The organism is Prochlorococcus sp. RS04 (assembly GCF_001989455.1).
Taxonomy (GTDB): domain Bacteria; phylum Cyanobacteriota; class Cyanobacteriia; order PCC-6307; family Cyanobiaceae; genus Prochlorococcus_A.
This window is the reverse complement of the sequence record NZ_CP018346.1, coordinates 658,643-684,754: the sequence shown is the minus strand read 5'-3', so window position 1 is coordinate 684,754 and position 26,112 is coordinate 658,643. Positions and strand designations below refer to the sequence as shown.

General features: G+C 32.1%; 29 protein-coding genes. 12 read left to right on the top strand and 17 right to left on the bottom strand.

The genetic code is table 11. From position 1 onward, the window contains the following. Nucleotides 1–11 precede the first annotated feature (11 nt). The 4 genes from BS621_RS03950 to BS621_RS03935 all read left to right on the top strand — a co-directional run bounded on the left by BS621_RS03950 (nt 12) and on the right by BS621_RS03935 (nt 5,931). Nucleotides 12–2,033 (top strand): NAD(P)H-quinone oxidoreductase subunit 5, encoded by a 2,022-nt coding sequence (locus tag BS621_RS03950; protein WP_077141893.1) that lies wholly within the window; start codon nt 12–14, stop codon nt 2,031–2,033. Between the two features lie 121 nt (nt 2,034–2,154). Further along, the gene (locus tag BS621_RS03945; protein WP_077141892.1) at nt 2,155–3,759 is read left to right on the top strand and encodes an NAD(P)H-quinone oxidoreductase subunit 4; all 1,605 of its coding nucleotides are present in this window, start codon (nt 2,155–2,157) and stop codon (nt 3,757–3,759) included. Between the two features lie 123 nt (nt 3,760–3,882). Continuing rightward, entirely contained in the window at nt 3,883–4,704 is an 822-nt protein-coding gene (locus tag BS621_RS03940) for a segregation/condensation protein A (protein WP_077141891.1), read from the top strand. Nucleotides 4,705–4,752: 48 nt separating this feature from the next. Continuing rightward, nucleotides 4,753–5,931 carry a nucleotidyltransferase family protein gene (locus tag BS621_RS03935; protein WP_032515839.1) on the top strand — a complete coding sequence of 393 codons (1,179 nt, stop codon included), beginning with the start codon at nt 4,753–4,755 and terminating at the stop codon, nt 5,929–5,931. Here the strand turns inward: BS621_RS03935 and BS621_RS03930 are convergent. Next, nucleotides 5,915–6,805, bottom strand: coding sequence for a methylenetetrahydrofolate reductase (locus tag BS621_RS03930; RefSeq protein ID WP_077141890.1), 891 nt, complete (start codon nt 6,803–6,805; stop codon nt 5,915–5,917). The two genes, BS621_RS03935 and BS621_RS03930, sit on opposite strands and share 17 nt — an antisense overlap. Nucleotides 6,806–6,882: 77 nt before the next feature. Here BS621_RS03930 and BS621_RS03925 point away from each other — a divergent pair, with 77 nt between their 5' ends. Then, a complete protein-coding gene (locus BS621_RS03925; protein WP_011817646.1) occupies nt 6,883–7,161 on the top strand; it encodes a helix-turn-helix domain-containing protein in 279 nt (92 codons plus the stop codon). Here BS621_RS03925 and BS621_RS03920 read toward each other — a convergent pair. The 9 genes from BS621_RS03920 to BS621_RS03880 form a co-directional block, all read right to left on the bottom strand. Beyond that, nucleotides 7,124–7,312, bottom strand: coding sequence for a hypothetical protein (locus tag BS621_RS03920; RefSeq protein ID WP_077141889.1), 189 nt, complete (start codon nt 7,310–7,312; stop codon nt 7,124–7,126). The genes BS621_RS03925 and BS621_RS03920 overlap by 38 nt on opposite strands. Before the next feature lie 91 nt (nt 7,313–7,403). After that, a complete protein-coding gene (locus tag BS621_RS03915) occupies nt 7,404–7,877 on the bottom strand; it encodes a CYTH domain-containing protein (RefSeq protein ID WP_077141888.1) in 474 nt (157 codons plus the stop codon). Then, entirely contained in the window at nt 7,878–8,789 is a 912-nt protein-coding gene (locus BS621_RS03910; protein ID WP_077141887.1) for an NAD(+) kinase, read from the bottom strand. It lies immediately after the preceding gene. A 9-nt stretch (nt 8,790–8,798) separates the two neighbouring features. Beyond that, nucleotides 8,799–9,119 (bottom strand): NADH-quinone oxidoreductase subunit NuoK, encoded by a 321-nt coding sequence (gene nuoK, locus BS621_RS03905; RefSeq protein ID WP_032567656.1) that lies wholly within the window; start codon nt 9,117–9,119, stop codon nt 8,799–8,801. Between the two features lie 18 nt (nt 9,120–9,137). After that, on the bottom strand, nt 9,138–9,737 hold the full coding sequence (locus BS621_RS03900) for an NADH-quinone oxidoreductase subunit J (RefSeq protein WP_077141886.1): 600 nt from the start codon (nt 9,735–9,737) through the stop codon (nt 9,138–9,140). 13 nt (nt 9,738–9,750) lie between these two features. Further along, entirely contained in the window at nt 9,751–10,377 is a 627-nt protein-coding gene (gene ndhI, locus BS621_RS03895) for an NAD(P)H-quinone oxidoreductase subunit I (RefSeq protein ID WP_077141885.1), read from the bottom strand. Nucleotides 10,378–10,445: 68 nt separating this feature from the next. Further along, nucleotides 10,446–11,564 (bottom strand): NADH-quinone oxidoreductase subunit NuoH, encoded by a 1,119-nt coding sequence (nuoH, locus tag BS621_RS03890; RefSeq protein WP_156858202.1) that lies wholly within the window; start codon nt 11,562–11,564, stop codon nt 10,446–10,448. A 75-nt stretch (nt 11,565–11,639) separates the two neighbouring features. Then, complete coding sequence (locus BS621_RS03885) at nt 11,640–12,785, bottom strand: citrate synthase (RefSeq protein WP_077141883.1); 1,146 nt, start codon at nt 12,783–12,785, stop codon at nt 11,640–11,642. 123 nt (nt 12,786–12,908) lie between these two features. Continuing rightward, nucleotides 12,909–14,369: a hypothetical protein gene (locus BS621_RS03880; RefSeq protein WP_077141882.1), complete on the bottom strand. Its 1,461-nt coding sequence runs from the start codon at nt 14,367–14,369 to the stop codon at nt 12,909–12,911. 89 nt (nt 14,370–14,458) lie between these two features. On the opposite strand from BS621_RS03880, the gene BS621_RS03875 reads away from it, so the two are divergent. After that, complete coding sequence (locus tag BS621_RS03875; RefSeq protein WP_077141881.1) at nt 14,459–14,809, top strand: rhodanese-like domain-containing protein; 351 nt, start codon at nt 14,459–14,461, stop codon at nt 14,807–14,809. On the opposite strand, the gene trpB is transcribed toward BS621_RS03875, so the two are convergent. Next, the gene (gene trpB / locus BS621_RS03870) at nt 14,810–16,054 is read right to left on the bottom strand and encodes a tryptophan synthase subunit beta (RefSeq protein ID WP_077141880.1); all 1,245 of its coding nucleotides are present in this window, start codon (nt 16,052–16,054) and stop codon (nt 14,810–14,812) included. 48 nt (nt 16,055–16,102) lie between these two features. On the opposite strand from trpB, the gene BS621_RS03865 reads away from it, so the two are divergent. Together BS621_RS03865 and cysC are read left to right on the top strand one after the other, a co-directional pair. Then, nucleotides 16,103–16,414 (top strand): translation initiation factor SUI1, encoded by a 312-nt coding sequence (locus BS621_RS03865; protein WP_077141879.1) that lies wholly within the window; start codon nt 16,103–16,105, stop codon nt 16,412–16,414. Nucleotides 16,415–16,456: 42 nt separating this feature from the next. Continuing rightward, entirely contained in the window at nt 16,457–17,080 is a 624-nt protein-coding gene (gene cysC / locus BS621_RS03860; RefSeq protein ID WP_077141878.1) for an adenylyl-sulfate kinase, read from the top strand. 15 nt (nt 17,081–17,095) lie between these two features. Here the strand turns inward: cysC and purE are convergent, their stop codons facing one another. Then, nucleotides 17,096–17,632, bottom strand: a complete 537-nt coding sequence (gene purE / locus BS621_RS03855) for a 5-(carboxyamino)imidazole ribonucleotide mutase (RefSeq protein ID WP_257787468.1) — start codon at nt 17,630–17,632, stop codon at nt 17,096–17,098. A gap of 89 nt (nt 17,633–17,721) precedes the next feature. Between purE and bchM the strand changes: the two genes are divergently transcribed. After that, nucleotides 17,722–18,423: a magnesium protoporphyrin IX methyltransferase gene (bchM, locus tag BS621_RS03850; RefSeq protein WP_077141877.1), complete on the top strand. Its 702-nt coding sequence runs from the start codon at nt 17,722–17,724 to the stop codon at nt 18,421–18,423. A 1-nt stretch (nt 18,424) separates the two neighbouring features. On the opposite strand, the gene BS621_RS03845 is transcribed toward bchM, so the two are convergent. Continuing rightward, the gene (locus BS621_RS03845; protein WP_077141876.1) at nt 18,425–19,153 is read right to left on the bottom strand and encodes a response regulator transcription factor; all 729 of its coding nucleotides are present in this window, start codon (nt 19,151–19,153) and stop codon (nt 18,425–18,427) included. A 59-nt stretch (nt 19,154–19,212) separates the two neighbouring features. On the opposite strand from BS621_RS03845, the gene BS621_RS03840 reads away from it, so the two are divergent. Further along, complete coding sequence (locus BS621_RS03840) at nt 19,213–20,358, top strand: cysteine desulfurase family protein (protein WP_077141875.1); 1,146 nt, start codon at nt 19,213–19,215, stop codon at nt 20,356–20,358. Nucleotides 20,359–20,371: 13 nt separating this feature from the next. On the opposite strand, the gene rsmH is transcribed toward BS621_RS03840, so the two are convergent. Next, on the bottom strand, nt 20,372–21,274 hold the full coding sequence (rsmH, locus tag BS621_RS03835) for a 16S rRNA (cytosine(1402)-N(4))-methyltransferase RsmH (protein ID WP_077141874.1): 903 nt from the start codon (nt 21,272–21,274) through the stop codon (nt 20,372–20,374). 38 nt (nt 21,275–21,312) lie between these two features. Here rsmH and BS621_RS03830 point away from each other — a divergent pair, with 38 nt between their 5' ends. Both BS621_RS03830 and BS621_RS03825 read left to right on the top strand, forming a co-directional pair. Next, nucleotides 21,313–22,500 (top strand): NAD(P)H-quinone oxidoreductase subunit H, encoded by a 1,188-nt coding sequence (locus BS621_RS03830; RefSeq protein WP_077141873.1) that lies wholly within the window; start codon nt 21,313–21,315, stop codon nt 22,498–22,500. Nucleotides 22,501–22,509: 9 nt separating this feature from the next. Beyond that, nucleotides 22,510–22,962 carry an acyl-CoA thioesterase gene (locus tag BS621_RS03825; protein WP_077141872.1) on the top strand — a complete coding sequence of 151 codons (453 nt, stop codon included), beginning with the start codon at nt 22,510–22,512 and terminating at the stop codon, nt 22,960–22,962. A 3-nt stretch (nt 22,963–22,965) separates the two neighbouring features. On the opposite strand, the gene BS621_RS03820 is transcribed toward BS621_RS03825, so the two are convergent. Genes BS621_RS03820 through menA form a run of 3 tightly spaced genes read right to left on the bottom strand, consistent with a single transcriptional unit; the run spans nt 22,966 to nt 26,044 of the window. Next, nucleotides 22,966–24,168 carry an AMP-binding protein gene (locus BS621_RS03820; RefSeq protein WP_077141871.1) on the bottom strand — a complete coding sequence of 401 codons (1,203 nt, stop codon included), beginning with the start codon at nt 24,166–24,168 and terminating at the stop codon, nt 22,966–22,968. After that, entirely contained in the window at nt 24,165–25,130 is a 966-nt protein-coding gene (locus BS621_RS03815; RefSeq protein ID WP_077141870.1) for an o-succinylbenzoate synthase, read from the bottom strand. The genes BS621_RS03820 and BS621_RS03815 overlap by 4 nt, the downstream gene beginning before the upstream one ends. Next, entirely contained in the window at nt 25,127–26,044 is a 918-nt protein-coding gene (gene menA / locus BS621_RS03810; protein ID WP_077141869.1) for a 2-carboxy-1,4-naphthoquinone phytyltransferase, read from the bottom strand. Before menA ends, BS621_RS03815 begins: the two co-directional genes overlap by 4 nt. Between the last annotated feature and the right edge of the window lie 68 nt (nt 26,045–26,112).

The window sequence follows — 26,112 nt, the reverse complement described above, 5'->3', positions numbered from 1 at the left end:
TTTTTTAAAACATGCCTCAAGCTTCAGAAATTGCCTGGTTAATTCCTGTTTTTCCACTTATTGGAGCAGTGCTTTCTGGTTTAGGCCTAATAAGTATTAACAAGAAAATTAATAATTCTAGAGAAATTGTTTCTGTAGGTCTCATCTCTTTTGTTGGAATTTCTGCAGTAATTAGTTACAAAGCTCTGATTGAACAAGTTAATGGTTATCAATCTGTAGAAAAATTATTTGTATGGGCGAGTGCTGGCGATTTTACAATCCCGATGGGTTTTGTCCTTGATCCTTTGGGGAGTGTAATGCTTGCTCTTGTAACGACTATAACGTTGCTGGTGATGATTTACTCTCATGGTTATATGTCGCATGACAAAGGTTATGTCAGATTTTTTACATATTTAGCATTATTTAGTAGTTCAATGATGGGATTAATAGTTAGTCCGAATTTATTAGAAATTTATGTTTTTTGGGAATTAGTTGGAATGTGTTCTTATTTGTTGGTTGGTTTCTGGTATGACAGGGATGGCGCTGCCCACGCTGCACAAAAAGCATTTGTTGTTAATAGAGTGGGAGATTTTGGATTATTACTTGGAATCCTTGGCCTGTTTTGGGCAACAAATAGTTTTGATTTTAATGAAATAGCTACCGGAATTTCTCAATCAATATCTGATAATTCGATACCTATTTGGGCTGCTTTATTACTTTGTTTTTTAGTTTTTTTAGGACCAATGGCAAAATCTGCTCAGTTTCCTCTTCATGTCTGGTTGCCTGATGCGATGGAAGGCCCTACACCTATTTCTGCACTTATCCATGCTGCAACAATGGTTGCTGCAGGCATATTTCTTGTAGCAAGACTTCAACCTTTGTATTCAATATTTCCCTCTATTCAGTTCATTATTGCTTTAGTTGGTACGATTACTTGTTTTTTAGGAGCCTCTATAGCTTTGACCCAAATGGATCTAAAAAAAGGTTTAGCTTATAGCACAGTCTCTCAGCTTGGTTATATGATGCTTGCGATGGGTTGTGGAGCACCAGTTGCAGGAATTTTTCATTTAGTGACTCATGCTTGCTTTAAAGCAATGCTCTTTTTGGGATCTGGTTCAGTAATACATGCTATGGAAGAAGTAGTTGGTCATCAGCCTGTATTAGCTCAAGATATGAGATTAATGGGCGGTTTAAGAAAAAAAATGCCATATACATCAACAACATTTTTAATAGGTTGCATAGCAATTAGTGGTATTCCCCCATTGGCAGGTTTTTGGAGTAAAGACGAGATCCTCGGAAATGCTTTTATATCATTTCCAGCTTTTTGGTTTATAGGACTTCTAACAGCTGGTATGACTGCTTTTTATATGTTTAGGCTTTATTTCTTGACATTTGAAGGAGATTTCAGAGGGGAGGATAAAGAATTGCAAAAAGAGCTTCTAATAGCCTCTAAAACAAACCAAGATGAAGAAAATGAAGAACAGCATGAAGAGCATGGCTCTATTCATGAGTCACCCTGGTCAATGACATTTCCCTTAGTATTTCTAGCTGTACCGTCTCTAATTATCGGTTTTATGGGACTTCCATGGGATAGCAAAATTGCAAATTTACTAGATCCTGAAGAAGCAGAGACTGCTGCAAAAGCATTCGAATTAAAAGAATTTTTGCCTTTAGCGATAGCTTCAGTTCTTATTGCATCAGCAGGAATCATTATTGCTTATCAGGCATATTTTGTGAAAAAAATTAATTTATCAGTTTTATTTGCCGAAAAGTTTCCTAGTATCAACAAGTTTTTATCCAAAAAATGGTATTTAGATGATATTAATGAAAAACTTTTTGTTAAGGGTAGTAGAAAACTTGCTAAAGAAGTCTTAGAGGTTGATTCTAAGGTTGTTGATGGCGTTGTAAATCTTACTGGACTCGTAACTTTAGGTAGTGGAGAAGGTTTAAAATATTTTGAGACTGGTAGGGCTCAATTTTATGCGCTTATTGTTTTTGGAGGGGTAATTCTACTAGTTGCTATATTTGGTATTCAATCCCCACAAGTATCTTAATTACAATTGTGTGTCTTCACTGTCCATTGGGGTGAAAAAATACAGAAAATTTCTAGACTTTATTTAAGATAAATTTCTTATTAAATTGAGCACTTATTTTTATACACATTTTGCGACACAAATGTTGGGAACTTTGGGAGCTGGATTGTCAAATTTTCCTTGGTTATCTGCTTCAATTTTATTCCCGATTGGTAGTGCATTTGTGATACCTTTTTTCCCAGATAAAGGGGATGGCAAAGAGGTGAGATGGTTTGCATTGTCTATTGCATTAATAACTTTTTTAATAACTGTAGGTTCATATATAAATGGCTTTGATATTAGTAATGAAAATGTTCAACTGAAAGAAAATATTAGCTGGCTCCCTGATTTAGGTCTTACTTGGTCTGTTGGCGCTGATGGCATGTCTATGCCGTTAATATTGTTGACTAGTTTTATAACTGCTTTAGCAGTTCTTGCTGCATGGCCAGTTAAGTTCAAACCAAAGTTATTTTTCTTTTTGATATTGGTTATGGATGGTGGGCAAATCGCTGTGTTTGCAGTACAAGATATGCTTTTATTCTTTCTGACTTGGGAACTTGAGTTAATTCCCGTTTATTTATTATTAGCTATATGGGGTGGCAAAAATCGACAATATGCAGCAACAAAATTCATTATTTATACAGCTGGTAGTTCTATCTTCATCCTTTTGGCAGCGTTAGCAATGGGGTTCTATGGCACAGAAATTCCGAACTTTGAGTTTTCTCACTTGGCAGCTCAAGATTTTAGTCAAAAATTCCAAATATTATGTTATATCGGGCTTTTAATTGCATTTGGAGTAAAACTACCAATAGTACCTCTTCATACTTGGCTTCCAGATGCGCATGGAGAGGCTACAGCTCCTGTTCATATGCTTCTAGCAGGAATTTTATTAAAGATGGGAGGATATGCTCTTTTAAGATTTAATGCACAATTATTACCCGTTGCTCATGCTCAATTTGCCCCATTATTAATAGTTCTAGGGGTAGTCAATATAATTTATGCTGCATTAACTTCTTTTGCTCAAAGAAATCTTAAAAGAAAAATTGCATATAGTTCGATAAGTCATATGGGTTTTGTTCTTATTGGTATAGGGAGTTTTAGTAGCCTTGGAACAAGTGGAGCTATGCTGCAAATGGTTAGTCATGGATTAATCGGTGCAAGTTTATTTTTTCTTGTTGGTGCCACCTATGACAGAACAAAGACTCTTAAACTTGATGAAATGAGTGGTGTAGGACAAAAAATGAGAATCATGTTTGCCCTATGGACTGCTTGCTCCCTTGCCTCCCTAGCCTTGCCTGGTATGAGTGGATTTGTTTCCGAATTGATGGTATTTACAGGATTTGTTACTGATGAAGTGTATACACTTCCGTTTAGGGTAGTGATGGCTTCTTTAGCTGCTATCGGTGTAATACTTACTCCTATTTATCTACTTTCAATGTTACGAGAAATTTTCTTTGGTAAAGAAAATCCTAAATTGATCGAAGAACGAAAACTTATAGATGCAGAGCCAAGGGAAGTTTATATTATTGCTTGTTTACTTTTACCAATTATCGGAATAGGTTTGTACCCAAGATTAGTTACTGAAAGTTACATTGCATCTATCAATAATTTGGTCGATCGAGATTTAACTGCAGTTAAAAGTGCTGTGAAAACAAATATTTTTTCAGGAACTAAAACAAATGAGATCCTAAAAGCTCCAACTATATAATTTTTAAAATTAATGCGATATTGTTTGGCATTAAATAATTAAGGGTATATCTTATGTATAGTTATTACCAATTTAAAAATATCTAACTACAACCCTATTCATAGACAACAATTAGGGCCTAGATTGTTGATTAAGTTTCTTCAAGACGCCGCAGGTAAAGGTGATCTTGATCCATGGGATATTGATGTAATAAGTGTAATTGATAGTTTTTTAGAGCAATATTCACAATCTTTCGGCAGCAAATCATATAGCAAAAGTTCCTATCATAAGGATTTATCTGAGACAAGCGAAGCTTTTTTTGCTGCTTCCGTACTGGTTAATTTAAAGGCTCAAGTTTTGGAATCTGATGTTTTCAAAGATAATTCTTCCGATTTTGAAGATGATTTTGACTTGGATGATCAAGATTGGATTGACCAAGAATTTGATATACCAAAATATCCTGAAAAATATCTAAGGAGGAGGTCAATAGCACAACCAATTCTCAAACGTACAACAACTCTGGGAGAACTGGTAAGTCAGTTAGAGTCTATTGCTGAAGTTATAGAAACCCAAGACCTTCTACTAATGAAGAGAAAAAGAAATAAAAAATATTCAGATAAAGCTTTAATTTCTCAAGTGAAATCATTAGCGCATCGTGAGAAACTACCGGAAACCACTAAAGCACTAGGTAAATTTATTGATGGGTGGGAAAAAGCATTACAGTGGACAGATTTTGAATATCTAGTTGAGAAATGGCAAGCTGTTGTAAAAAATGATTTAGATAAAGATCGTTTGGGGGTTTTTTGGGCCTTGTTATTTTTATCATCTGAAAACAAAATTGAAATTAAACAAATTAACTCCTTATATGGCCCAATTCAAATTAAAAGAATAATTCCTGAAGGAGGTTTAGCTCAATTGCCTATAGAGAATCTTGATGTAAGCAAGACCGTTCCTTCTGCTGTTTAGGAGCTTATTAGTAATAACGTATAATCTTTAAAAAGAGGTTTAGAATTCATGAAGGCAATGATACTTGCTGCAGGTAAGGGTACACGTGTTCAGCCTATTACGCATGTGATTCCGAAACCGATGATTCCGATTTTGCAAAAACCTGTTATGGAGTTTCTCTTGGAACTTTTAAGAGAACATAACTTTAAGGAAATAATGGTAAATGTTTCTCATCTGGCTGAAGAAATTGAAAATTATTTTAGGGATGGGCAAAGATTTGGAGTAGAAATTGCTTATAGTTTTGAGGGAAGAATTGAAGATGGAGAATTAATAGGTGATGCTTTGGGATCCGCAGGAGGATTAAAAAAAATTCAGGATTTTCAAAATTTCTTTGATGAAACTTTTGTTGTTTTATGTGGTGATGCTTTAGTTGATCTAGATTTAACTCAAGCTGTTAAAAAACATAAGCAGAAAGGAGCTATTGCAAGCTTAATAACAAAGAAGGTAACTAAAGATCAAGTATCAAGTTACGGTGTCGTAGTTTCTGATGAAAATGGGAGAATAAAGGCTTTTCAGGAAAAGCCAACAGTTGATCAAGCTTTAAGTGATTCTATAAATACAGGAATTTATCTTTTCGAACCTGAAATTTTTGATTATATACCTTCAGCAGAGAAATTTGATATTGGAGCTGATCTTTTTCCTAAACTTGTTGAAATGGATTTACCATTTTTTGCATTACCAATGGATTTTGAATGGGTAGATATTGGAAAAGTTCCTGATTATTGGAGTGCTATTAGAAATGTTCTACAAGGTAAAGTAAGACAAGTGCAAATACCAGGTAAGGAAATAAAACCAGGAGTTTTTACCGGCTTGAATGTAGCGGCTAACTGGGAAAAGGTTAATATTACTGGGCCGGTTTATATAGGAGGTATGACTAGGATCGAAGATGGAGCAACTATTATTGGCCCTTCTATGATTGGTCCAAGTTGTTGCATTTGCGAGGGAGCAACCATAGATAATTCAATTATTTTTGATTATTCTAAAATTGGTAAAGGTGTAAGACTTATGGATAAGTTAGTGTTTGGTAAATATTGTGTCGGTAAAAATGGAGATCACTTTGATTTGCAAGATGCATCTTTAGATTGGTTAATAGCAGATTCAAGAAGATCTGATTTGACTGAGCCATCGCCTCAGCAGAAAGCTATGGCAGAATTATTAGGTACTGATTTGATTAATATTCCAGACTAAGATTAGCTTTTTCAATAATCTCAGGAATTAAATGCTCTGATTTTACGGCCATTATATGAACACCATTTGCGATATTCATAAAATCATGAGCTTGTTCAGCTGCAATTTTAATACCTTCTTGTAATGGCTCTTTAGCATCTTTTAGACGATTTAAGATATTTTCAGGGATGTCTGCGCCTGGAACGTATTTGTTTATGAAGAGAGCGTTTTTGTAAGACTTTAATAGGAATACACCTGCAATTACAGGAATTTCAAGAGGCTCGCTAATCTTTTCACAAAACTCTATCAAATTTTCTTTTTCCATAACCATTTGTGTTTGTATAAATCCAGCTCCAGCCTCTTTTTTCTTTCTCATTCTATTTTCTAGACTTCTTTTATTTCTGCAATTTGGATCAGCTGCAGCACCTGCAAAAATAAATGTTTTTTTATCGGAAAGTTCTCCTAGAGTAGGATCAATTCCTTGATTGAAAGACTGAATTTGTTGAAGCAATCTAACAGACTCAAATTCATGTACGGCCTTGGCATCTTGTTGATCCCCAGCTTTTACTGAATCACCAGTAATGCATAAGATGTTTCTAATTCCTAAAGCATTTGCTCCCAGAATGTCTGATTGTAAAGCAATTTTATTACGATCTCTGCAAGAAACTTGCATTATTGGTTCTATCCCATTTTCCAGTAATAGTTTGGACATTGCCAAGCTGCACATTTTCATAACAGCTCTACTTCCATCGGTAATGTTAACAGCATGTACCTTATCTTTCAAAAGTTGTGCTATCTTAAGAGATCTTATGGGGCTTCCACCTCTTGGCGGCATTAACTCCGCCGTTATTACCTTAGATCTTTTTTCTAAAGTCTGCTGAAGTTTTGATTTCAATTGCTTTTGTTTCCTACTTGGTTAACAAGTGTACTGAGATTGCTAAACTTAATTAATATAAAAAAGGAACTGTTTAAATGCAAATGGTTGAAGAAGAAGTAAACAACATTGATATGATGGGTCTCTCAGCAAGGGAGATGGAAATCATTGATCTCGTAGCTGATGGGCTTACAAATCAAGAAATTGCGGTAAAACTAACTATTAGTAAAAGAACTGTTGATAATCATGTAAGCAATATGTTTACAAAAACTGGTTCTAAAAACAGAGTAGCGCTTTTGAATTGGGCAATGGACAACGGCAAGATTTGTAGAGATGGATTTAATTGTTGTACACTCCCAGACTCTGATCAAGATTAGTATTACTCTTTACTTGTTTTGCATCATTAGCTAAATCTATTAGACAATAATTTGTAGATCCTAATTCGAAGAGTTCAGCATATGCAATACAAGCATCCTTGTCTGAATCAACAAATCTCAATATTCCTTCTTTGTCGTAAAGACCATACATTTGAAGAAAATAAAAAAATACTTTTTTAAAATATAAAGAAAATATAAAAGATGAGTGGCTCCTTTGACTAGGAACTTTTGCAAGTTGTTAACTAGTTTTCTTTCCACTGCGAAAAAGGATTGTTAGCGAGACTGAAATTGGAGTAATGGGTCAGCCCAGTAATTTCTTTTGAAATGAAAGATGGAAGAAATAAAACTTCCTCTTCATTAGAAAGTTCAATTTCTGCAATTACAAGTGGATAATTATTTTCTTTAAAGCAATCTATAATCCAAAGTTTTTTTTCAATTTCTAGAAAGAATCTATCTTTTTTAATTGTATTTGAAAGATTTGACATTATTATTTCAGCATCGCTTCGTGGAATGGAGTATTCAAATTCAAAGTTGGTAAAGCCTTTGATATGTTTTTTAAGAGTAATTTTAGAGTTTTTGCCTATAAGCCTAACCCTAATAATCCAATCGTCTAAACTTTTGGATAAATATCCTTGTTCAATATAAATTTCTTTTTTAATAAATTCTTTCCAATTATCATTTTTTATGAGAAATCTTCTTTCTATTTCTAAGGACATTTAATTTTTGAAATTTTTTTGAGATAAATCACCTTTCAAATCTAGTTTTTTTATAAGAGTATTATAGTAACTTTTGCTTTTTTTAAACTTTATTATTTTGCAGGGTGATTGCCCTTTTTTGATCTCACAATAGTAATTTTCCTTAATAGTCATGCATTTTGAACCGTCTCTCCATAATTTAATTCCCCCTTTACTTTTTTTTACAGGTTTTATGATTACTTCACTTGTATTAGGTATAATAATTGGTCTGCTGGCCAAGCTCATCGGGCAAATAGGGTTAATTATCATTGCATCAATAGAAGGGTGTACTATCGGCCCCCCTGCGGCCATTGAGTAGGCGGTTGAACCAGTAGATGTAGATATGATTAATCCATCACCTTTGTATTCACTAACTTTTTCATTATCTATTTCAATTTGTATTTGGTTGGTGGGAGAAATGTCTTCTTCAACAGATTTAAAATAAAAATCATTTAAGGCTTCGTAGCTTTCTATAATCTTTTTCTCAAAACTTTTCCCATTAATACAAACATTACAATTTAATCTATTACGAAAGTCAATTGTATATTCTTCGTTTTCAAGGATTTCAATAAAAGATTTATCAAACAAAAAATCTTTTTCTTGTGTAAGGAACCCCAGATTGCCACCAATATTAATGCTCAATAAAGGAATGTCATAATCAGCTAAAGCATTTGCACATTTTAGCAAGGTTCCGTCTCCACCAAGAACTATGCCAATATTTGGTTGTAATTCTGGATTACAAAGATATTTTTCAATTTCGTTTTTATGAAAATCACTATCTATTCTTTTTGATTTTATATTTTTAGATTTTAGGACTTCTTCACAAAATTTAGAAGCCTCTTGAGCTGTAGAACTATCTGAACGATATACAATAAGCACCAATGAAAGTTTCATTTAGTGGTTTTACCATTTTAATAAATTAAAACTTTCCATATCTACAGTTACCCTATTTCTATAAAGAGATAATAAAATAGCTAATCCAACTGCTGCTTCTGCGGCAGCAACAGTAATCACAAAAATTGTAAAAACTTGTCCTTGAATTAAATTATTATCAACATAGGAAGAAAAAGCCATTAAGTTTATATTTACTGCATTAAGCATTAATTCAATGCTCATAAGAACTCTTACTGCATTTCTGCTATTTAATAATCCCCAAATCCCAATACAGAATAGAGCTGAAGATACTATTAAAAACGCTTGAATAGGAATTGATTCTAAACTCATCATAAGAAAGTTGAAAGTTTAACTTTTATTTGTAAGTAATGGTTCTGATGATTTTTCAATTAACTCTTGATCAACAGGTAATCCAGTTGAAATATCCTTGCTCATTACATCTCTTCGAGCTAAAACAATAGCTCCAATCATTGCCATTAAAAGTAAAACTGATGCTACTTCAAATGGGAGGAGATAATCACTAAATAGATGTTCACCAATTCTGATAGTTGATTCTTCTCCTATAGAGTTTTGAGGACTTGAGAGGCTCCATACATTAGTCAAATCAACTCTTATTAAAAGACTTAAAAGGGTTAAGCATATTGATGTTGATATGATTCTTCTCGATTTAATATCATTGATTGGCTTTAAATCTTCTTTTTTATTGACTAGCATTATTGCAAAGATTATTAATACATTAACTGCACCTACATAAACTAAAACTTGTGCTGCAGCGACAAAACTTGCATTTAAAAGAAGATATAGTCCTGCCACACTCATGAACACTCCTCCTAGAAGAAAGGCTGAATAGACAATACTTTCTAGTAATACAACGCCAAGAGCTCCAATAAGGATGACTAAAGATAAAATCGTAAAACAAATAATTTGAGTTGTTATTGCAATGGACATAAATTAATGTAATTTAATTGTTTGGATTAGAAGCTTTATCTTTATTTTCATTGGATTCTGGTCTCATCCAATCATAAACTTCTTCAGGTAATTTACCAACTCTAGTATCTGAAGCTGGGATTTCATGAGGGTCCATGACACCCTTAGGAAGATAGGCAAGTTCTCTTAGAGGTTTAACTGAAGGATCTGTTGTGACGTTTGTAGGTAACCTACCAAGTGCAACATTATCAAAATTTAAATTGTGTCTATCAAAAGTAGCTAATTCATATTCTTCGGTCATTGAAAGGCAATTGGTTGGACAATATTCAACACAATTTCCGCAAAATATACAAACTCCAAAGTCAATAGAATAATTTCTAAGTTCCTTTTTTTTGGTTTCTTTATTCATTACCCAATCAACTACTGGTAAATTTATGGGACATACTCTCACGCAAACTTCACAAGCAATACATTTATCAAATTCATAATGTATCCTTCCTCTATATCTTTCAGAAGGTATTAATTTTTCATATGGATATTGGACAGTAACAGGTCTTCTTCGAAGATGATCAAAAGTTACTGATAAGCCATTATATAAATATTTTCCAGCGTTTATTGCTTCTTTGATATAGCTATTTATTTGATGAAGGAAATTGTTCATTTTGAATAATTTACTTAGTTATTTTATTTTAGTGGATTAATTTTAAATTTAAGTATTTTTACTTAAGTTTAACCACCAAAGAATTGAGGAAATGCAAGTTTTAAACCTGCAGTTATCAAAAGATTAGCAAGAGAAATTGGCAGAAGAAACTTCCATCCTAAATCTAATAGTTGATCTATCCTTACTCTAGGAGTTGTCCAACGCAATAATATTGCAATGAAAACCAAAAGGTATGCTTTCAATACAGTCATAACAATTCCTATTGATGCAGTGAAAACTTGTATGAAGGGTGCATTAATTGGCAAATTTAGAAACTTAGCTATTAATTCAACTGGAATAGGAAAACCCCATCCTCCTAAATAAAGTATTGATACCAATAAAGCTGAAAGGATTAAGTTAATGTAACTACCAAGATAGAACAATGCGAATTTCATCCCTGCATATTCAGTTTGATATCCTGCGACTAATTCTTCTTCAGCTTCAGGTAAGTCAAATGGAAGTCTCTCACATTCTGCAAGAGCACAAATCCAAAAGACTATAAAACCAACTGGTTGTCTCCATATATTCCAACTTAGTATTCCAGCACCACTTTGTTGGTTGACAATGTCAACAGTACTTAGAGAATTTGTCATAAGTACTATAGCCAGTACAGATAAAGCTAAAGGAATTTCATAACTTATTGATTGAGCGGCTGCTCTTAAACCTCCCAATAAAGAATACTTATTATTTGATGCGTATCCGCTCATAAGAAGGCCAATTGGCTGAATACTGCTTAAAGCGATCCATAGGAAGATTCCAATACCAACGTTACTTATTAAAAGGTTTTGTCCAAAAGGAACAATTAGCCAGGAGAGAATCACTGGGACAAGGACTAATATGGGTCCTGCAGTGAAGAGAACTCCATCCGCTTTGGCAGGAATAATATCTTCTTTGACAAGTAACTTGAGACCATCTGCAATTGGTTGAAGGACGCCAAGCGCTCCAGCATATTCGGGACCTATTCTCTGTTGAGCAGCAGCAGATATTTTTCTTTCAAGCCAAACTGTTACTAAAACGCCAACAACTGCCGCTACCAAAACCAAAAGCATAGGTAGAGGGAGCCAGATTATATGAGCGATTTCGCTGGACAGGCCAAAACCTTTTAAGAATTCATTAAAACTATATTCGAGATCTAATCCGTATTCCAAAATTTTTTTGTTATTTACTTAATAGATTAACTCTTCACAAACAATATGTGTGTTTTTTATGAAAAGCTGCAAATATTATTCTCTATTTTCTAAGCTGATCCAATCTCTTGGTGCTGCACCTGTGTAGATTTGCGATGGTCTGAAAATTCTATTTGCTCCAAGTTGTTCTCTCCAATGAGCTAACCAACCAGCCACTCTAGATATAGCAAAAATTGGAGTAAATAAATCACGAGGAATTCCAAGTTTTCTATAAACTAGACCAGAATAAAAATCTACGTTAGGGAATATACCCTTAGGCCCAAGTCTTGGTATTGCTTCTGCCTCAAGTGATTTAGCAACTTCATACATTTCATCTGCTCCAAATCTAATAAAAAGTTCTTCGGCCAGTTTTTGAAGAATTATTGCTCTTGGATCTTTGACTTTATATTCTCTGTGACCGAAGCCCATTATCTTACTTTTATTTTTTATTGCTTTATCTAAAAAGGAACCAGCATTTTCTGGGGTTTTAATCTCTTCTAACATTGCAATCACATCCTCATTTGCTCCTCCATGCAATGGTCCAGCAAGCGTTCCTACTGCAGAGGCGATGACAGCATATGGGTCTGTAAGAGTGCTTGCAGTAACTCTAGCGCTAAATGTACTAGCGTTTAAACTATGTTCGGCATGAAGAATTAAACACCTATCAAAAACTTTTGCAGCTATAGGATCTTGTTCTTTTTCAGTCAGCATGTAAAGAAAATTTGATGAATAAGTTAAATCATCTCTAGGTTGGATCGGGTCTTGTCCTTTTCTAATAAGTTGAAACGCAGCAATCATTGTGGGTATTTTTGCTATTAGCCTTATAACTGCGTTATAGATGTAATTAGGATCATCTATTGCCCTGCGCGAATAGAAGAGCCCTAAAGAAGCCGCGCTAGATTGGAGAGCATCCATAGGATGACCTGTCGCAGGGAAACATTTCATCATATCTCTGACTCTAAAACTTAACCTTCGATGCATCTGAACTTCTTGTTCAAAATCTCTAAGTTGAATAGCTGTGGGCAATTCACCCCAAATCAATAGGTATGCAGTTTCTAAAAAACTGCTTTTTTTGGATAGTTCCTCAATGGAGAAACCTCTGTATAATAATTTTCCTTTGTTGCCGTCAATATCACATATAGATGAATTAGTAACTGGGACACCCTCTAATCCTGGTTTTAAAATTAGTTTTTTATTGTCCAATTGCTTAATTCAATATCAAATACTTATAGATTAAAGATAGTCAAATAATTTTTAATTAACCACAAGTTTTAACTTCACAAAAATTTCAAATGATTGTCTTTGAAGCTTATTTGAATAACTTTATTAAGGTATTCTAAAACTTGTTTCTGTATAAAGAATTGGATTTTTTTCTGGAATAGATTGACTTATGATTTCTAGATATTCTTCATTTGATATTTTTAAAATATTTCTAATGAGAAAATTAAGATCTTCCAAATCAGGTAAATATTTAATTTTATTGGAATTTTCATCTTTGATATCAACTTTGGCAAAAAGAAAAGTAGATTTATCTTTATAACTTTTTAGATTGAAAAATTTTTTTGAGATTGTTTCTAGTTTTTTACTATCTATTAAAAAATTACTTATGAATTGCAAACCTCCTGATTCTATTGAATAGATATTTTCAAAAGTTAATTGTTTTATTGCATCGTTTTTTTCTTCAAGAATATCTTTGGAGTATATTGAGTAAATATCTTCATTTTGTTTTAACGTGTATTTGTTGAAATCTTTTAGTTTTTTCAAAGCACTTAAATCAAATTGATTTTCAGTATTTTTTTCAAATGTTAAAAGCCAATCTTTTTTTGAATTGAGAATTAAGATGTTTTGATTTGTATTTTGGTTAAAATCTTCGACAAAACTTTGTTCAAAATTATTTATAAAAGGTTTTAGATATTTTTCAAAATTCTTAATTTCAGTAAAAATTGAAACTTGAGGATTATCTTTATACTTATTTTCTTTATTTATAAACTTATCATAAGCAATAATATCAATATTTTTTTTATTATTAAGTAAATATGATTTTAAAATTAAATGCTTATTTTTTAAATCAAACGTAGTAGCTACAATATCCTCATTTTTATTAGTAAAAATTTCTTTATCAAAAAATATACTTTCCCCAAATTTTTTTGTAAATAATATATTTTTTTGATTTTTGAGTCCAAAAAGTTCTCCTTCATATTGGAATTTTTTTTCTTTAAAGTCATTAATAGAGTCAATACTATTTTGTATCAATTTTTTATCTGATGAAGCAATTATATAATTATCCTCTGTTCGATATATGTAGTTAAGGAAATTTATTTTGTTTTCTCTATTAATTGAAATTATCTCATTAATTTGATCAATTTTGTTAGGCAAATTTAATAAATCGTCTATTGTTTTTTCAGGCTTAATTTTAAAAATAATCAAAATATCATCTTTAAAATTTTTATTATTTTCAAAAAATGAGATTGTAAGTTCATTGTTATAAATATCTTCTAATTTATTGTTGCCTAGATCTATACCTAAGTAATCTAATATTGAGTCTTTTATTAAAACAAAGTCATCTTGTTTTGTTGAATTTTTCTCTTTTTCATTATTATTAAAAACATGAAAACTATCTAAATTTGAAATAAATAATAACTTACTGTTTTCAGGTATATATCTTAAGATATTTAGTTGCTCGAAATTTGTACTTTGCTCCTTATTCTTATTAGCAGAAACTTTTTTAAAACCCAAAAAAAGTAATAAAGATAATAATAGTATTATTGCTACTATTCTAAGTTTCATTATCAATGTTTATTTTTATTTTTAACAATAAACTTCCTACTGCAACTTAATTTATTAAATTGTAAATAACATATAATATATTCTATAAATTGGGAAGTTATCCAAAATCTATAAATGCTTCTAGTCTCAATGATTGGTTTAATTCTGAGAAAGAAGATCCAGTTTTGATTGATGTAAGAGAACAGTCAGAGCTTGAAATAGCACGTTTCTCAAGAGAATTTTTACATATACCAATTAGTAAAGTCACATCTGAATATGTTGAAGAAATATTTACTGGTTTATTAGAAAGAGAAATTGTAGTTACCTGTCATGCAGGAATAAGAAGTTATAACTTTTCTCAATGGTGCTTGGATAATAATATTGTGAGCGAAATATGGAATTTGGAGGAGGGTATTGATGGATGGAGTAGATATATTGACCAATCAATCCCAAGGTATTGATTAAATATCTAATGAAGATGCAACAGTATTAACATCTTTGTCGCCTCTACCAGAGCAATTGATGACTATATGAGTATCTTTTTCAAGAGTAGGGCATAATTTATCTAACCAAGCAAAGGCATGGGAAGTTTCAAGTGCAGGTATAATTCCTTCTAGTTCACTAACAAGTTTTAAAGCGTCTAAAGCTTCTTGATCTGTGACTGATCCATATTCTGCTCTACCTATATCTTTTAAATGACTATGTTCAGGTCCTACTCCAGGGTAATCTAAACCTGCACTTATTGAGTGAGCTTCTTGTACTTGACCATTATCATCTTGCAAGAGAAGACTCATTGATCCATGCAAAATTCCAACTGACCCTTTAGTGATAGTGGCAGCATGTTTGTCAGTATCAACTCCGCTTCCTGCGGCTTCAACTCCAATAAGCCGCACATTAGTGTCTTTAACAAAAGGATGGAAAAGCCCCATTGCATTTGATCCCCCACCTACACAAGCAAGCAAAATATCGGGCAAAGATCCAAATGATTCCAAACATTGTTTTTTAGTTTCTTCACCTATAACTGCATGAAAATCTCGCACAATCTTTGGGAAAGGGTGTGGGCCGGCAACAGATCCTAAAATGTAGTGTGTGGTTTCGACATTAGAAACCCAATCTCTAATGGCCTCACTAGTAGCATCCTTAAGTGTTGAAGTTCCAGAATTTACAACTTTAACTTCAGCTCCTAAAAGTTTCATTCTGAAAACGTTAAGGGATTGCCTTTTTATGTCTTCAGCACCCATGTAGATAATACATTTCAAGCCAAATCTCGCACAAACAGTAGCAGTAGCAACTCCATGCTGACCTGCTCCAGTTTCTGCTATTATTCTTTTTTTGCCCATTCTTATTGCCAATAAAGCTTGTCCAAGAGCATTATTAATTTTGTGGGCCCCAGTATGATTTAAATCTTCTCTTTTAAGCCATATTCTAGGAGTTGCTTGGTTATTTTTGTAATGTTCAGTAAGTCTTTTGGCTTCATAAAGTGGTGTTTCTCTTCCTACATAAGTCTTAAGTAGATGATTTAATTCTTCTACAAAAAGTTTATCTTTCCATGCATTAGATGCAGCGTTTTCAAGCTCAAAAAGAGCGGGCATTAGCGTTTCAGGAACATATTGACCTCCATATTTTCCAAATCTTCCCTCTTTGGAGGGTTGATTTAAATCGTCATTTTTATAGTTTTGATCTTTGCGAGAAAATGTACTTACCACTTTTTCTATAGAATAAGTATTAACTAACTATAGATTATATTGAAAATAATGGGAAAAAAGAATTGGATCGAATTTGATAATCAAGAAAACAAATTTGAAGAAAGAGCTAAGGTAGATACTTTTAATAAAAGATCAAAAATAAATATTTCAAAACAAAAAAAAGGTAAAAAGGGCAAGACTATAACTTTAATTAGAGGTTTAGGCACTGAGGATGAAATCTTATTAAAAGAATTACTAAAAAAAATTAAAGTTTTTTGTGGGACTGGAGGAACATTAATTGATAGAAATATCCAGTTACAGGGTGATATGGTATCGAAATCAATTGAGTTTCTTCGTAAAGAGGGATTTCATAATTTATGAAGCAAGGGTTAGGATAGGTTTTTAATTTTGATGAAGTAAAAAATGAAAGAACAAAATCAAACAAAGTCAACCAACATAAAGTGGCATAACTTAACTATTGATAGAGAAAAGCTAGAGAAAATGAGAGGTCATAAAGGTATGGTTATCTGGTTTACAGGTTTATCTGGTTCTGGCAAAAGTACTTTGGCCAACGCTTTAAATGAAGTTTTACACTTAGATGGTTTTTCGACTTATGTGTTGGATGGAGATAATATTAGACACGGTTTATGTAAAGATCTTGGTTTTTCGGATGAAGATAGAGAAGAAAATATAAGAAGAATTGGCGAAGTTGCGAATTTATTTATGAATGCTGGGATAATAACTATTACAGCATTCGTTTCGCCATTTATTAGCGATAGAGATAAGGTGAGACAAATTATTGGATCTAAAGATTTTATTGAGGTTTATTGTGCTGCTAATATCACAGTTTGCGAAAATAGGGATACTAAAGGCCTTTATAAGAAAGCTCGTTTGGGAGAAATTAAGGAATTCACAGGGATTTCTAGTCCATATGAAGCTCCTCTTAATCCCGAAATTGTTGTTGATACAGGTTCGTTAGATTTAAATGATTCCGTTGAAAAAATTATTAACTACCTTAAAAAAGAAAACTTTCTTAACAAGGTCTAATAGAAAAATATTAGTTCATTTATTTTGAAGATAATTGTCAGGTCCAATATTTGATAACTTACTATTTTTATTTCTTACTTGTGTATGTAGATTTTCTCTGAATTCTTTCAAATTTTTCTTTATGGATTCATCAAATAAACTGATCATCTCTATAGCCAATAATCCAGCATTCTGACCTCCATTAATTGCAACTGTTGCAACTGGAATTCCAGCGGGCATTTGAACGATTGATAAAAGAGAGTCAACCCCCTTAAGTGTCTTACTCTCTACTGGTACGCCAATTACAGGAATGCAAGTTATAGATGCCAGCATTCCCGGAAGATGAGCAGCACCCCCAGCACCGGCAATTATTACTTTTATGTTTTCTGATTCTGCATTTTTTGCATATTCCATCATTTCAATAGGTGTTCGATGAGCAGAAAGTATACAAACTTCAGTTTTTATTCCAAATTCTCTTAAAATATCAATGGCTGGTTTCAATGTTTTTAGATCTGAATCACTACCCATTACGACAGCAATTTTATAAATATCTTTAGAATTCAATTCTGACAAAATAACAAATCAATTCTTTCCTATAATGGCGTGCAATTAATTTGGCGCCAGTTAGTTAGTATAAAAAGAATAAATTTTCATAGAATATTATGACGTCAAATAAGATTGTCGAAAAAAGTGAAGTAAGGGAGTATTTTAATGGAACTGGCTTTGAAAGATGGAATAAAATTTATAGCAAATCTGATGAAATTAATACAGTTCAGAAAAATATTAGGAAAGGACATCAAAAAACTGTAGATGATGTAGTCTCATACATCAAAAATTATCCTGAACTAACAAAAAAAAGTTATTGTGATGCAGGCTGTGGTGTAGGAAGTCTTTCCATACCTTTATTAAGACTCGGTATAAAAGAACTACAGGTGAGTGATATTTCTTCTGAAATGATTAAAGAAACAAAAAAACGCATTCATGAATTAGGTTTGAGTCAAGGTAAAATTAAATATGAAGTCTGTGATCTGGAAAAACTAAAAGGGTTATTTGATGTTGTAGTTTGTTTGGATGTATTTATTCATTATCCTCAACCAGTCGCAGAAGAAATGGTTCAACATCTATGCGATTTAAGCAAAGAAAAACTAATCGTCAGCTTTGCTCCTTATACTCCAGTTCTTGCTGTTCTAAAAAATATTGGAAAATTATTTCCTGGGCCAAGTAAAACTACAAGGGCATATACATTGAAAGAAAAGGGTATTATTAATGCTGCTAAAGAAAGAGGATTTAAAGTTGTTAAAAAGAAATTAAATCAAGCCCCTTTTTATTTTTCAAAACTAATTGAATTCGAAAAAATTAAATAAATTATTTTACTAAATGATTTTCAAGTGCATAACGAACTAATTCTGTTCGGCTTGATGTACCTGTCTTGATAAAAAGTCTACTTACATATTTCTCAACATTTCTAATAGATGTTTCAAGCTTTCTAGCAATTTCCTTGTTCATCAGTCCCTCTGCTACTAGTTGAAGGACACTTGCTTCTCTAGGAGTAAAACTAGGAAGATTAATTTTATTTTCTGGATTAGTCTGGTTTTGGTCTGTGAGCATAGATTTTATTTCAGTAATTTGTTTTGCCATTTTGCTTACGTCAATATCTGCGAATCGTGCCGCTTCTTTTAATAGTCGTTCTTGTCTGTTGATTACATTTTTAACTCTTGCAGCTAATTCATCGGGATCGAAAGGTTTGGAAATGTAATCATCAACTCCTGCAAGATAACCTTCTGTTCTGTCTAGGGTCATTCCTTTTGCAGTTAGAAAAATCACTGGAGTTCCTCCTAATTTTTCATCCTCTCTAATTTTTTCTAATAAATCATAACCGTTGGCTCGAGGCATCATAACATCGCTAATTATCAAATCTGGGAAAATTGTTTGAGCTTTTTCCCAACCATCCTCGCCATCAACTGCAATAAATATTTCAAACCCTTCATCTTCTAGAAATGTTTTAACAGCTGTTCTTAAACCAGGCTCATCATCAACTAATAAAATTCTTGATTTTCTTACAGGTTCATTATTTATTTGATTAATTTCATTCATTTTTTAAATTCTTAAATTTGATTTTCTAGTAATAAACAGAATTTTATATACTAAACATAATGCTATCAACTCCCATACTACTAGACTATCAATCTTCGACTCCTTGCTCTAAAGATGTTGTTGATTCTATGAAACCTTTTTGGAGTGAGATATTTTCTAACCCTGCAAGCAAATCTAATTTGGCGGGGATTAACGCAAGCGCTATTTTGGAAGCTTCAAGAGAAAAAATAGAACAAAATTTATTTCTTAAGAATAAAAAAGTTATTTTTACAAGCGGGGCAACTGAATCTAATAACTTAGCCTTGTTAGGCTTTGCTAGAAATTTCTATAAAAAAACAGGAAATTATGGACATATTATTACCTTAAAAACAGAGCATAAAGCTGTTTTGGAGCCCCTAAACCAACTAAAAAAAGAGGGATTTATGGTTACAGCAATTAATCCTGAGAAAGATGGCTTAATTTCAGTAGAACAATTCAAAAAAAATATAAGAGAAGATACATTTCTGGTTAGTGTCATGTTGGCAAATAATGAAATAGGAGTTATTCAGCCCATAGAGAATATTTCAAAGATATGTAAATCGAGAGGAATAACATTTCACTCTGATTTTGCACAATGTTTAGGTTATATGGCGTTAGACAATCTTTTATCAGATGTAAACATGATAACGATGAGTTCTCACAAAATATATGGTCCTAAAGGGATAGGACTTCTTTTGATTGATGAAGAAATTAATCTTGAGCCTTTAATTGTTGGAGGAGGTCAGGAATATGGTCTTAGGTCTGGTACATTACCTCTTCCTTTAGTAGTTGGCTTTACTAAAGCAATAGAGATAGCAGTTTTGAATCAAAAAAATAATGCTGAGAAATTACTTTTTTACAGAAATAACCTTTTAGAGGGGTTGTTAAAAAATAATTCTGGTTTATTAATTAATGGCTCCATAGAAAAAAGATTACCTCACAATTTAAATTTGACTGTATTGGATTTAAATGGAGCAAAGTTTCATAAATTTTTAAAATCTAAAATAATTTGTTCTACTGGATCTGCATGTAGTAACGGTGAACCATCTCATGTTTTACTAGCCTTAGGTAGATCTCTTAAAGAAGCAGAATCTTCAATAAGGTTAAGTATTGGATTAAGCACTAATTCAAAAGACATAAAACAAGCAATTCATATTCTTACAAATACGATCAGATCATTACGATAGAAATTATTGGCCTTTAATTTAATTGAGCAATTCTTAATTTTCCACTTCTAGCTCTTTTATTTAGTTCAACTTCTTGTTCGGAAGGAGTTATTGGCTTTTTTGTCAGGTTTTTTAGTCTTTGATCATTCTTGAAACAACTTTTAACTAACCTATCCTCAAGGGAATGAAAACTAATAATAGAAATAATACCTCCTGGCAAAAGCCATTCAGGTACAACTTGCAAAAATTTTTCTAATACTTCAATTTCTTTATTAACAGCAATTCTTAGTGCTTGAAATGTTCTTGTTGCTGGATGTATTTTTTTATATCTTTGTTTTGGTGGGAAGCAGCCTGCAATAGAATAAGCTAACTCTTTTGTTCCAGAATATTTCCCATTTTCCTTCAAATCCAATTTTATTTTCCTAGCAATCTTTCTTGATAATCTCTCCTCACCGTATTTATAGATTAGGTTAGCTAGATCTTTTTCATTTAAAGCCTCAATTAATTTCTCTGCATCAACATCAAGAAAAGGATTCATGCGCATATCAAGTGGACCATTTTTTTGGAAACTAAATCCTCTTTTAGGGTCATCAATTTGGTTGCTATTTACTCCAAGATCTGCAATTACAAAAGAAACTTTTTCTTTAGGTACAAAATCCGCAAAATTTGAAGCCCTTATATCAATCCTATTTTTAAACTCATCAAGTTTTTTTGATGCTGATTTTCTCGCGAATGGATCTTGATCAAGTCCAATTATATTTAAATCCGAATATTTTCTCAATAAATGATAAGAGTGCCCTCCTCCGCCTAAAGTTGCGTCTATTCCCTTAAGTTGATTGTTATTTATCAGTGGGTAATGCTCTAATGAGGCCATAATCTCATATGTCATAACTGATTGATGATTGAAAAAAGATGAATCAGATAGGTCAGTTTGCATAACTTTCGACTAAGATTTATTTAGAAGTTAAATTTTGAATGGCTCAGCTAGAGACTAGAACAGAACCAATGGTGGTCAATTTTGGCCCTCACCATCCCTCAATGCATGGGGTTTTAAGGTTAGTTGTAACTCTTGATGGTGAGAATGTCATTGATTGTGAGCCAGTAATTGGATATTTACATAGAGGAATGGAAAAGATAGCTGAAAATAGGACAAATGTAATGTATGTCCCTTATGTAAGCAGAATGGATTATGCCGCAGGAATGTTTTATGAAGCTATTGTAGTAAATGCTCCTGAAAGATTAGCTAATATTCCAGTTCCCAAAAGAGCTAGTTACATCAGAGTTCTTATGCTCGAACTTAATCGTATTGCTAATCATCTTTTATGGCTTGGTCCCTTTTTAGCTGACGTAGGAGCTCAAACTCCATTTTTCTATATTTTTAGAGAAAGAGAGATGATCTATGATCTCTGGGAAGCTGCTACTGGACAAAGGCTAATCAATAATAATTTCTTTAGAATCGGTGGAGTAGCATGTGATCTCCCATACGGATGGTTAGAAAAATGTTTAGACTTTTGCGATTGGTTCGGTCCTAAGATAGATGAATACGAAAAATTAATCACAAATAATCCAATTTTTAGAAAAAGAATTGAAGGTCTAGGAACAATACAAAGAGACCAGGCAATTAATTGGTCTTTGTCTGGGCCAATGCTTAGAGCTTCTGGGGTTTCCTGGGATTTAAGGAAAGTCGATAGTTATGAATGTTATGACGATTTTGATTGGCACATTGCTTCTGAAAAAGAAGGAGATTGTTACGCGAGATATCGAGTAAGAGTTGAAGAGATGAGACAATCACTAAGTATCATTCGCCAAGCTTGCAAAATGATTCCAGGAGGTCCAACAGAAAATTTAGAAGCTCAAAGAATGGCGACTGAAGATAAGAAAAGTGAAATATTTGGTATGGACTATCAATATGTAGCCAAGAAGGTTGCTCCAACTTTTAAAATTCCTAACGGAGAATTGTATACAAGATTAGAGTCCGGTAAAGGAGAAATAGGTGTATTCATTCAAGGAAATAATGAAGTTACCCCATGGAGATTTAAAATCAGAGCAGCTGATTTAAATAATCTGCAAATATTGCCTCATATTCTTAAAGGTGCCAAAATTGCCGATATTATGGCAATTCTTGGCTCAATAGATGTCATTATGGGATCTGTTGATAGATAAGTTCTTTAAATGAAACCCGCTGACTGGTTGATATTGCAGAAGAAGGTAAGATTCGGTGATTGTGATTCTGCAGGTGTAATTCATTTTCATAACTTATTAAAATGGTCGCACGAAGCTTGGGAAGAGAGTATCGAAATTTATGGGATTCCATATCAAGAAATTTTTCCAGATTTTTCTATACGTAAAAATCTAATTATTTTTCCCATAGTAAACTGCGAAGCAAACTTTCTTGCGCCTATAAAAATTGGAGATTTCTTAAAAGTAAAAATTGCCCCTCATAAAATTAATACACATTTGTTTCAAGTAAATAGCTTTTTTATAAAAAATGGAAATAAAGTAGCCGAAGGGAAAATTATACACTGTTCTTTAGATGTTGATTCAAGAAATAAAATAGAAATTCCCGATCAGCTAGAAAGATGGATAGAGGCTTCTAATGTTAGTACAAATTTAAAAGAATGCTGATTATTATTTTTTAAATTTATAGTTTATTTTTTCTGTAATGCTATTTTTGTTTTTAACAATCCACTTTTCAGGCTTTTCATGTTTAGGCCAACTTTGAGAAAAATTTTTTAATAAATTTAAAGAAATTTCAATATTTTTATCATTTGTAAGTTCTCTAAATTCAACTATTACTTTAATTTTATTTCCCCATAATTTGTTAGATACTTTCGAAATATTGAATTTATTAATTGGGATATTTTCTTTCATAATGAAATCATTTAATCTAGATTTAATTACTTCAGGGAAAACAACTTCTCCTCCTGAATTAAAGGCATTATCACTTCTTCCAACAAATTTTAAATAGTAAGAATTATTGATTTGCTTAATTTCACCTAAATCACTTGTTTGCCACCAACCATTTTTATTTTTGAAATTTTCAGTTTTTAAAGAATCTATTATTTCGATTCCAATTCTGGCTGATTTTATTTCGATTAATCCTTGTGCGTTAATTCTTATTTTTGTATCAGGAAGTATTTCTCCAACATTTTTAAAACCCATTAAGAATTCTTTTGGTTTTAAACTTGTAACCATTGCTGCTGTTTCAGTTGAGCCGTAACAAGGTGCTAAGTTTATTTTTTCTTTTATACATTGTTCTGCAGTTTCGTCTGAAATTGAAGCTCCACCTACCCAAATTAGATCAAAAATTTTTAGCCAACTAATTCCATCTTTTTGAGCTAAAAGTCTTTGTAATTGTGTAGGTACTAATGACGTAACCAAGTGTTTTTTGTTTTTTTTAAATTTAATTGTGAAAAGTAAAAGTTCTCTAGTTTTTTTTATCAAATTCGGAGAAATATTAATACAATCACATCCCCAAGTTTGACTTCTAAAAATTGGCATTAATCCACTTATATGGTTCAGGGGTAAAGTATTTAAAATTAAGCAGTTTTGTAATTCAAATCCTTGCTCTATTAGCCATTGACCTGATGTAGTTGCAGATAATTTAAGATTATTTAAATGGTGAAAACATTGTCTCGGTTTTCCAGAACTCCCACTACTGTTTAAGATAATTGCTGGCCCATTTTCAGTAATTGAATCTAATACATCTTTGTCTTCATAAAATTTGTTTTTTACATAAATAATTTTATTCTCTCTAATTTTTTCAATAATTTTTTCTACAGATTGAGTTTCGTTATTTTCAACTTCAATAGTATGAATTTTATTTTTCATAGTTGATCCCATATCTTTTTTGCTTCATTTAAAAATAGAAACGAATTAGGGAATTTATTCATTGCTAAACCAGGAACTTTTGGCGTTGGTCCTTGTAATTGTAGAGAAGATAAATGATGGAGCCATCTCTTTCCTATTCCAGTTTCAAATGAGGTACTTATAGATATTAAAGCTTTTTTATTTTCTAATTCTCTTAAAAGCTTAACTGGATTATTTTCTTGAGAAGGCCTTCTAATTTGCCAACCCTTCCACTCATCAATCAAAGTTGGAAATTTTAAAAGTGATTCGTCTAAAGCTATTGGAATTTTTTTGTTTAGTTCTGTCAGTCCATCAATATCATCAACACAGAGAGGTTGTTCTAACCAATCTATATTTTTATTATCTTTCAAAATATCAGCCCATCTATTAGCTATGTCTCTTCCCCAAGAACCATTAGCATCTATTCTTAACTTAATATTATTACCTATTTTGCTTAGAATTTCTTCTAATTTTGCTTCTTCCTCATGGTTATTTTTTAGTGCTACTTTCCATTTTAAGGTTAATGATTTTCCAACATCACAATGTCTTTTTTTAATATCATTTAGATCTGAAACTACATTTTCATGATTTAACAATATGGCTGTTTTACCAATTTCATCAAAGTAGTAGTTTTCTTTAAAAATTATTTTTCCATTGATCTCAGCTAATGCAGAATTTATTGCAGATTGAATGCATGGGTGAAAAATATTTATTTGCTCAGATAAATTAAATTCCTCTATATGCTCAGGGATCATATCTAGTTGTTTCGCACACTTTTTTAAGTCTTTTTTATGTAGCGGTGAAACTTCTCCAAACCCTATTTTTTTATCATTACTTATTAATTTAATTATCCAACCTGATTTTGTTTGGTAATTGGTTTTAGAATTTTCTACTTTGGCCGATAACTTAAAGCTATAAGATTTTTTTTGAAATATTAAGTTCATTTATTTAGAAAGTAATTAAATATTAATCCTGTGATTAAACCAATTCCATTAAGAGTTTGAAATTTTATTGCGACGAATTTGCAATTTTTTATTGCAGAAGGTTTTGCATAGGAAGATTTTAATAAATTTATAAGTCTTATTCCTTGAGGGAAACTAAGCAAATAAAGGATGCAAAACACTGGAATAAATCCATAAACTATTGTGAAAAGTTGAAAAATATATATTGCAAAAATTATCCAAGGCACAAATTGAGAACCTTTTTTTGCCCCTAAGCGAACTAAAGGTGAATTTTTCCCATGCTTTTTATCTTCAGAAATTTGATGAAAATGAGAACAAAATAATACAAGAGTTGTTGCCAAGGAAGGTCCTGAACCAAGTAATAAAGAAACTTTCCATGGAATATCTTCGAAGTAAATATTAGACGGATTTAACGCAATTAAGACTGCAGAGTACGCAAAAGGTCCAAATGCAAGCCAGCATAATGGTTCTCCAAAACCTTGATAGCCCAATCTAAAAGGAGGACCTTGATATAAATATCCTAAGAAGCAGCAAGCTGCCACCAAAATAAAAATGTTTATACTTGTTGATACTGAAATAATTAAAATTATTAATAAACCAATAACTAAGGATGTATATGCAATAAATGAAATTATTTTTTTATTTTTTACAAGATTTACAATTGAATGGAATTTAAATTCATCGATTCCTGTTTCAGCGTCGTATAAATCATTAGTTAGATTTTCCCAAAGTAATATCAAAATTGCAGCTAAAGTAAATGAAATCAAATTATAAATTTTTACCTCTTCATATTGATTGAGCAAGTAAGCCCCTGTTATTAAAACTGGAAGTATAGCAACAGAATAAAGAGGCCATTTTATTGCTTTTTTCCATAATTTTTTTTTATCTTCGTCCATTTTTAATTAACACGCAAAATTAGATAATTATTGAATGTAGTTTATAAATTGAGTTACATTTTTTACTT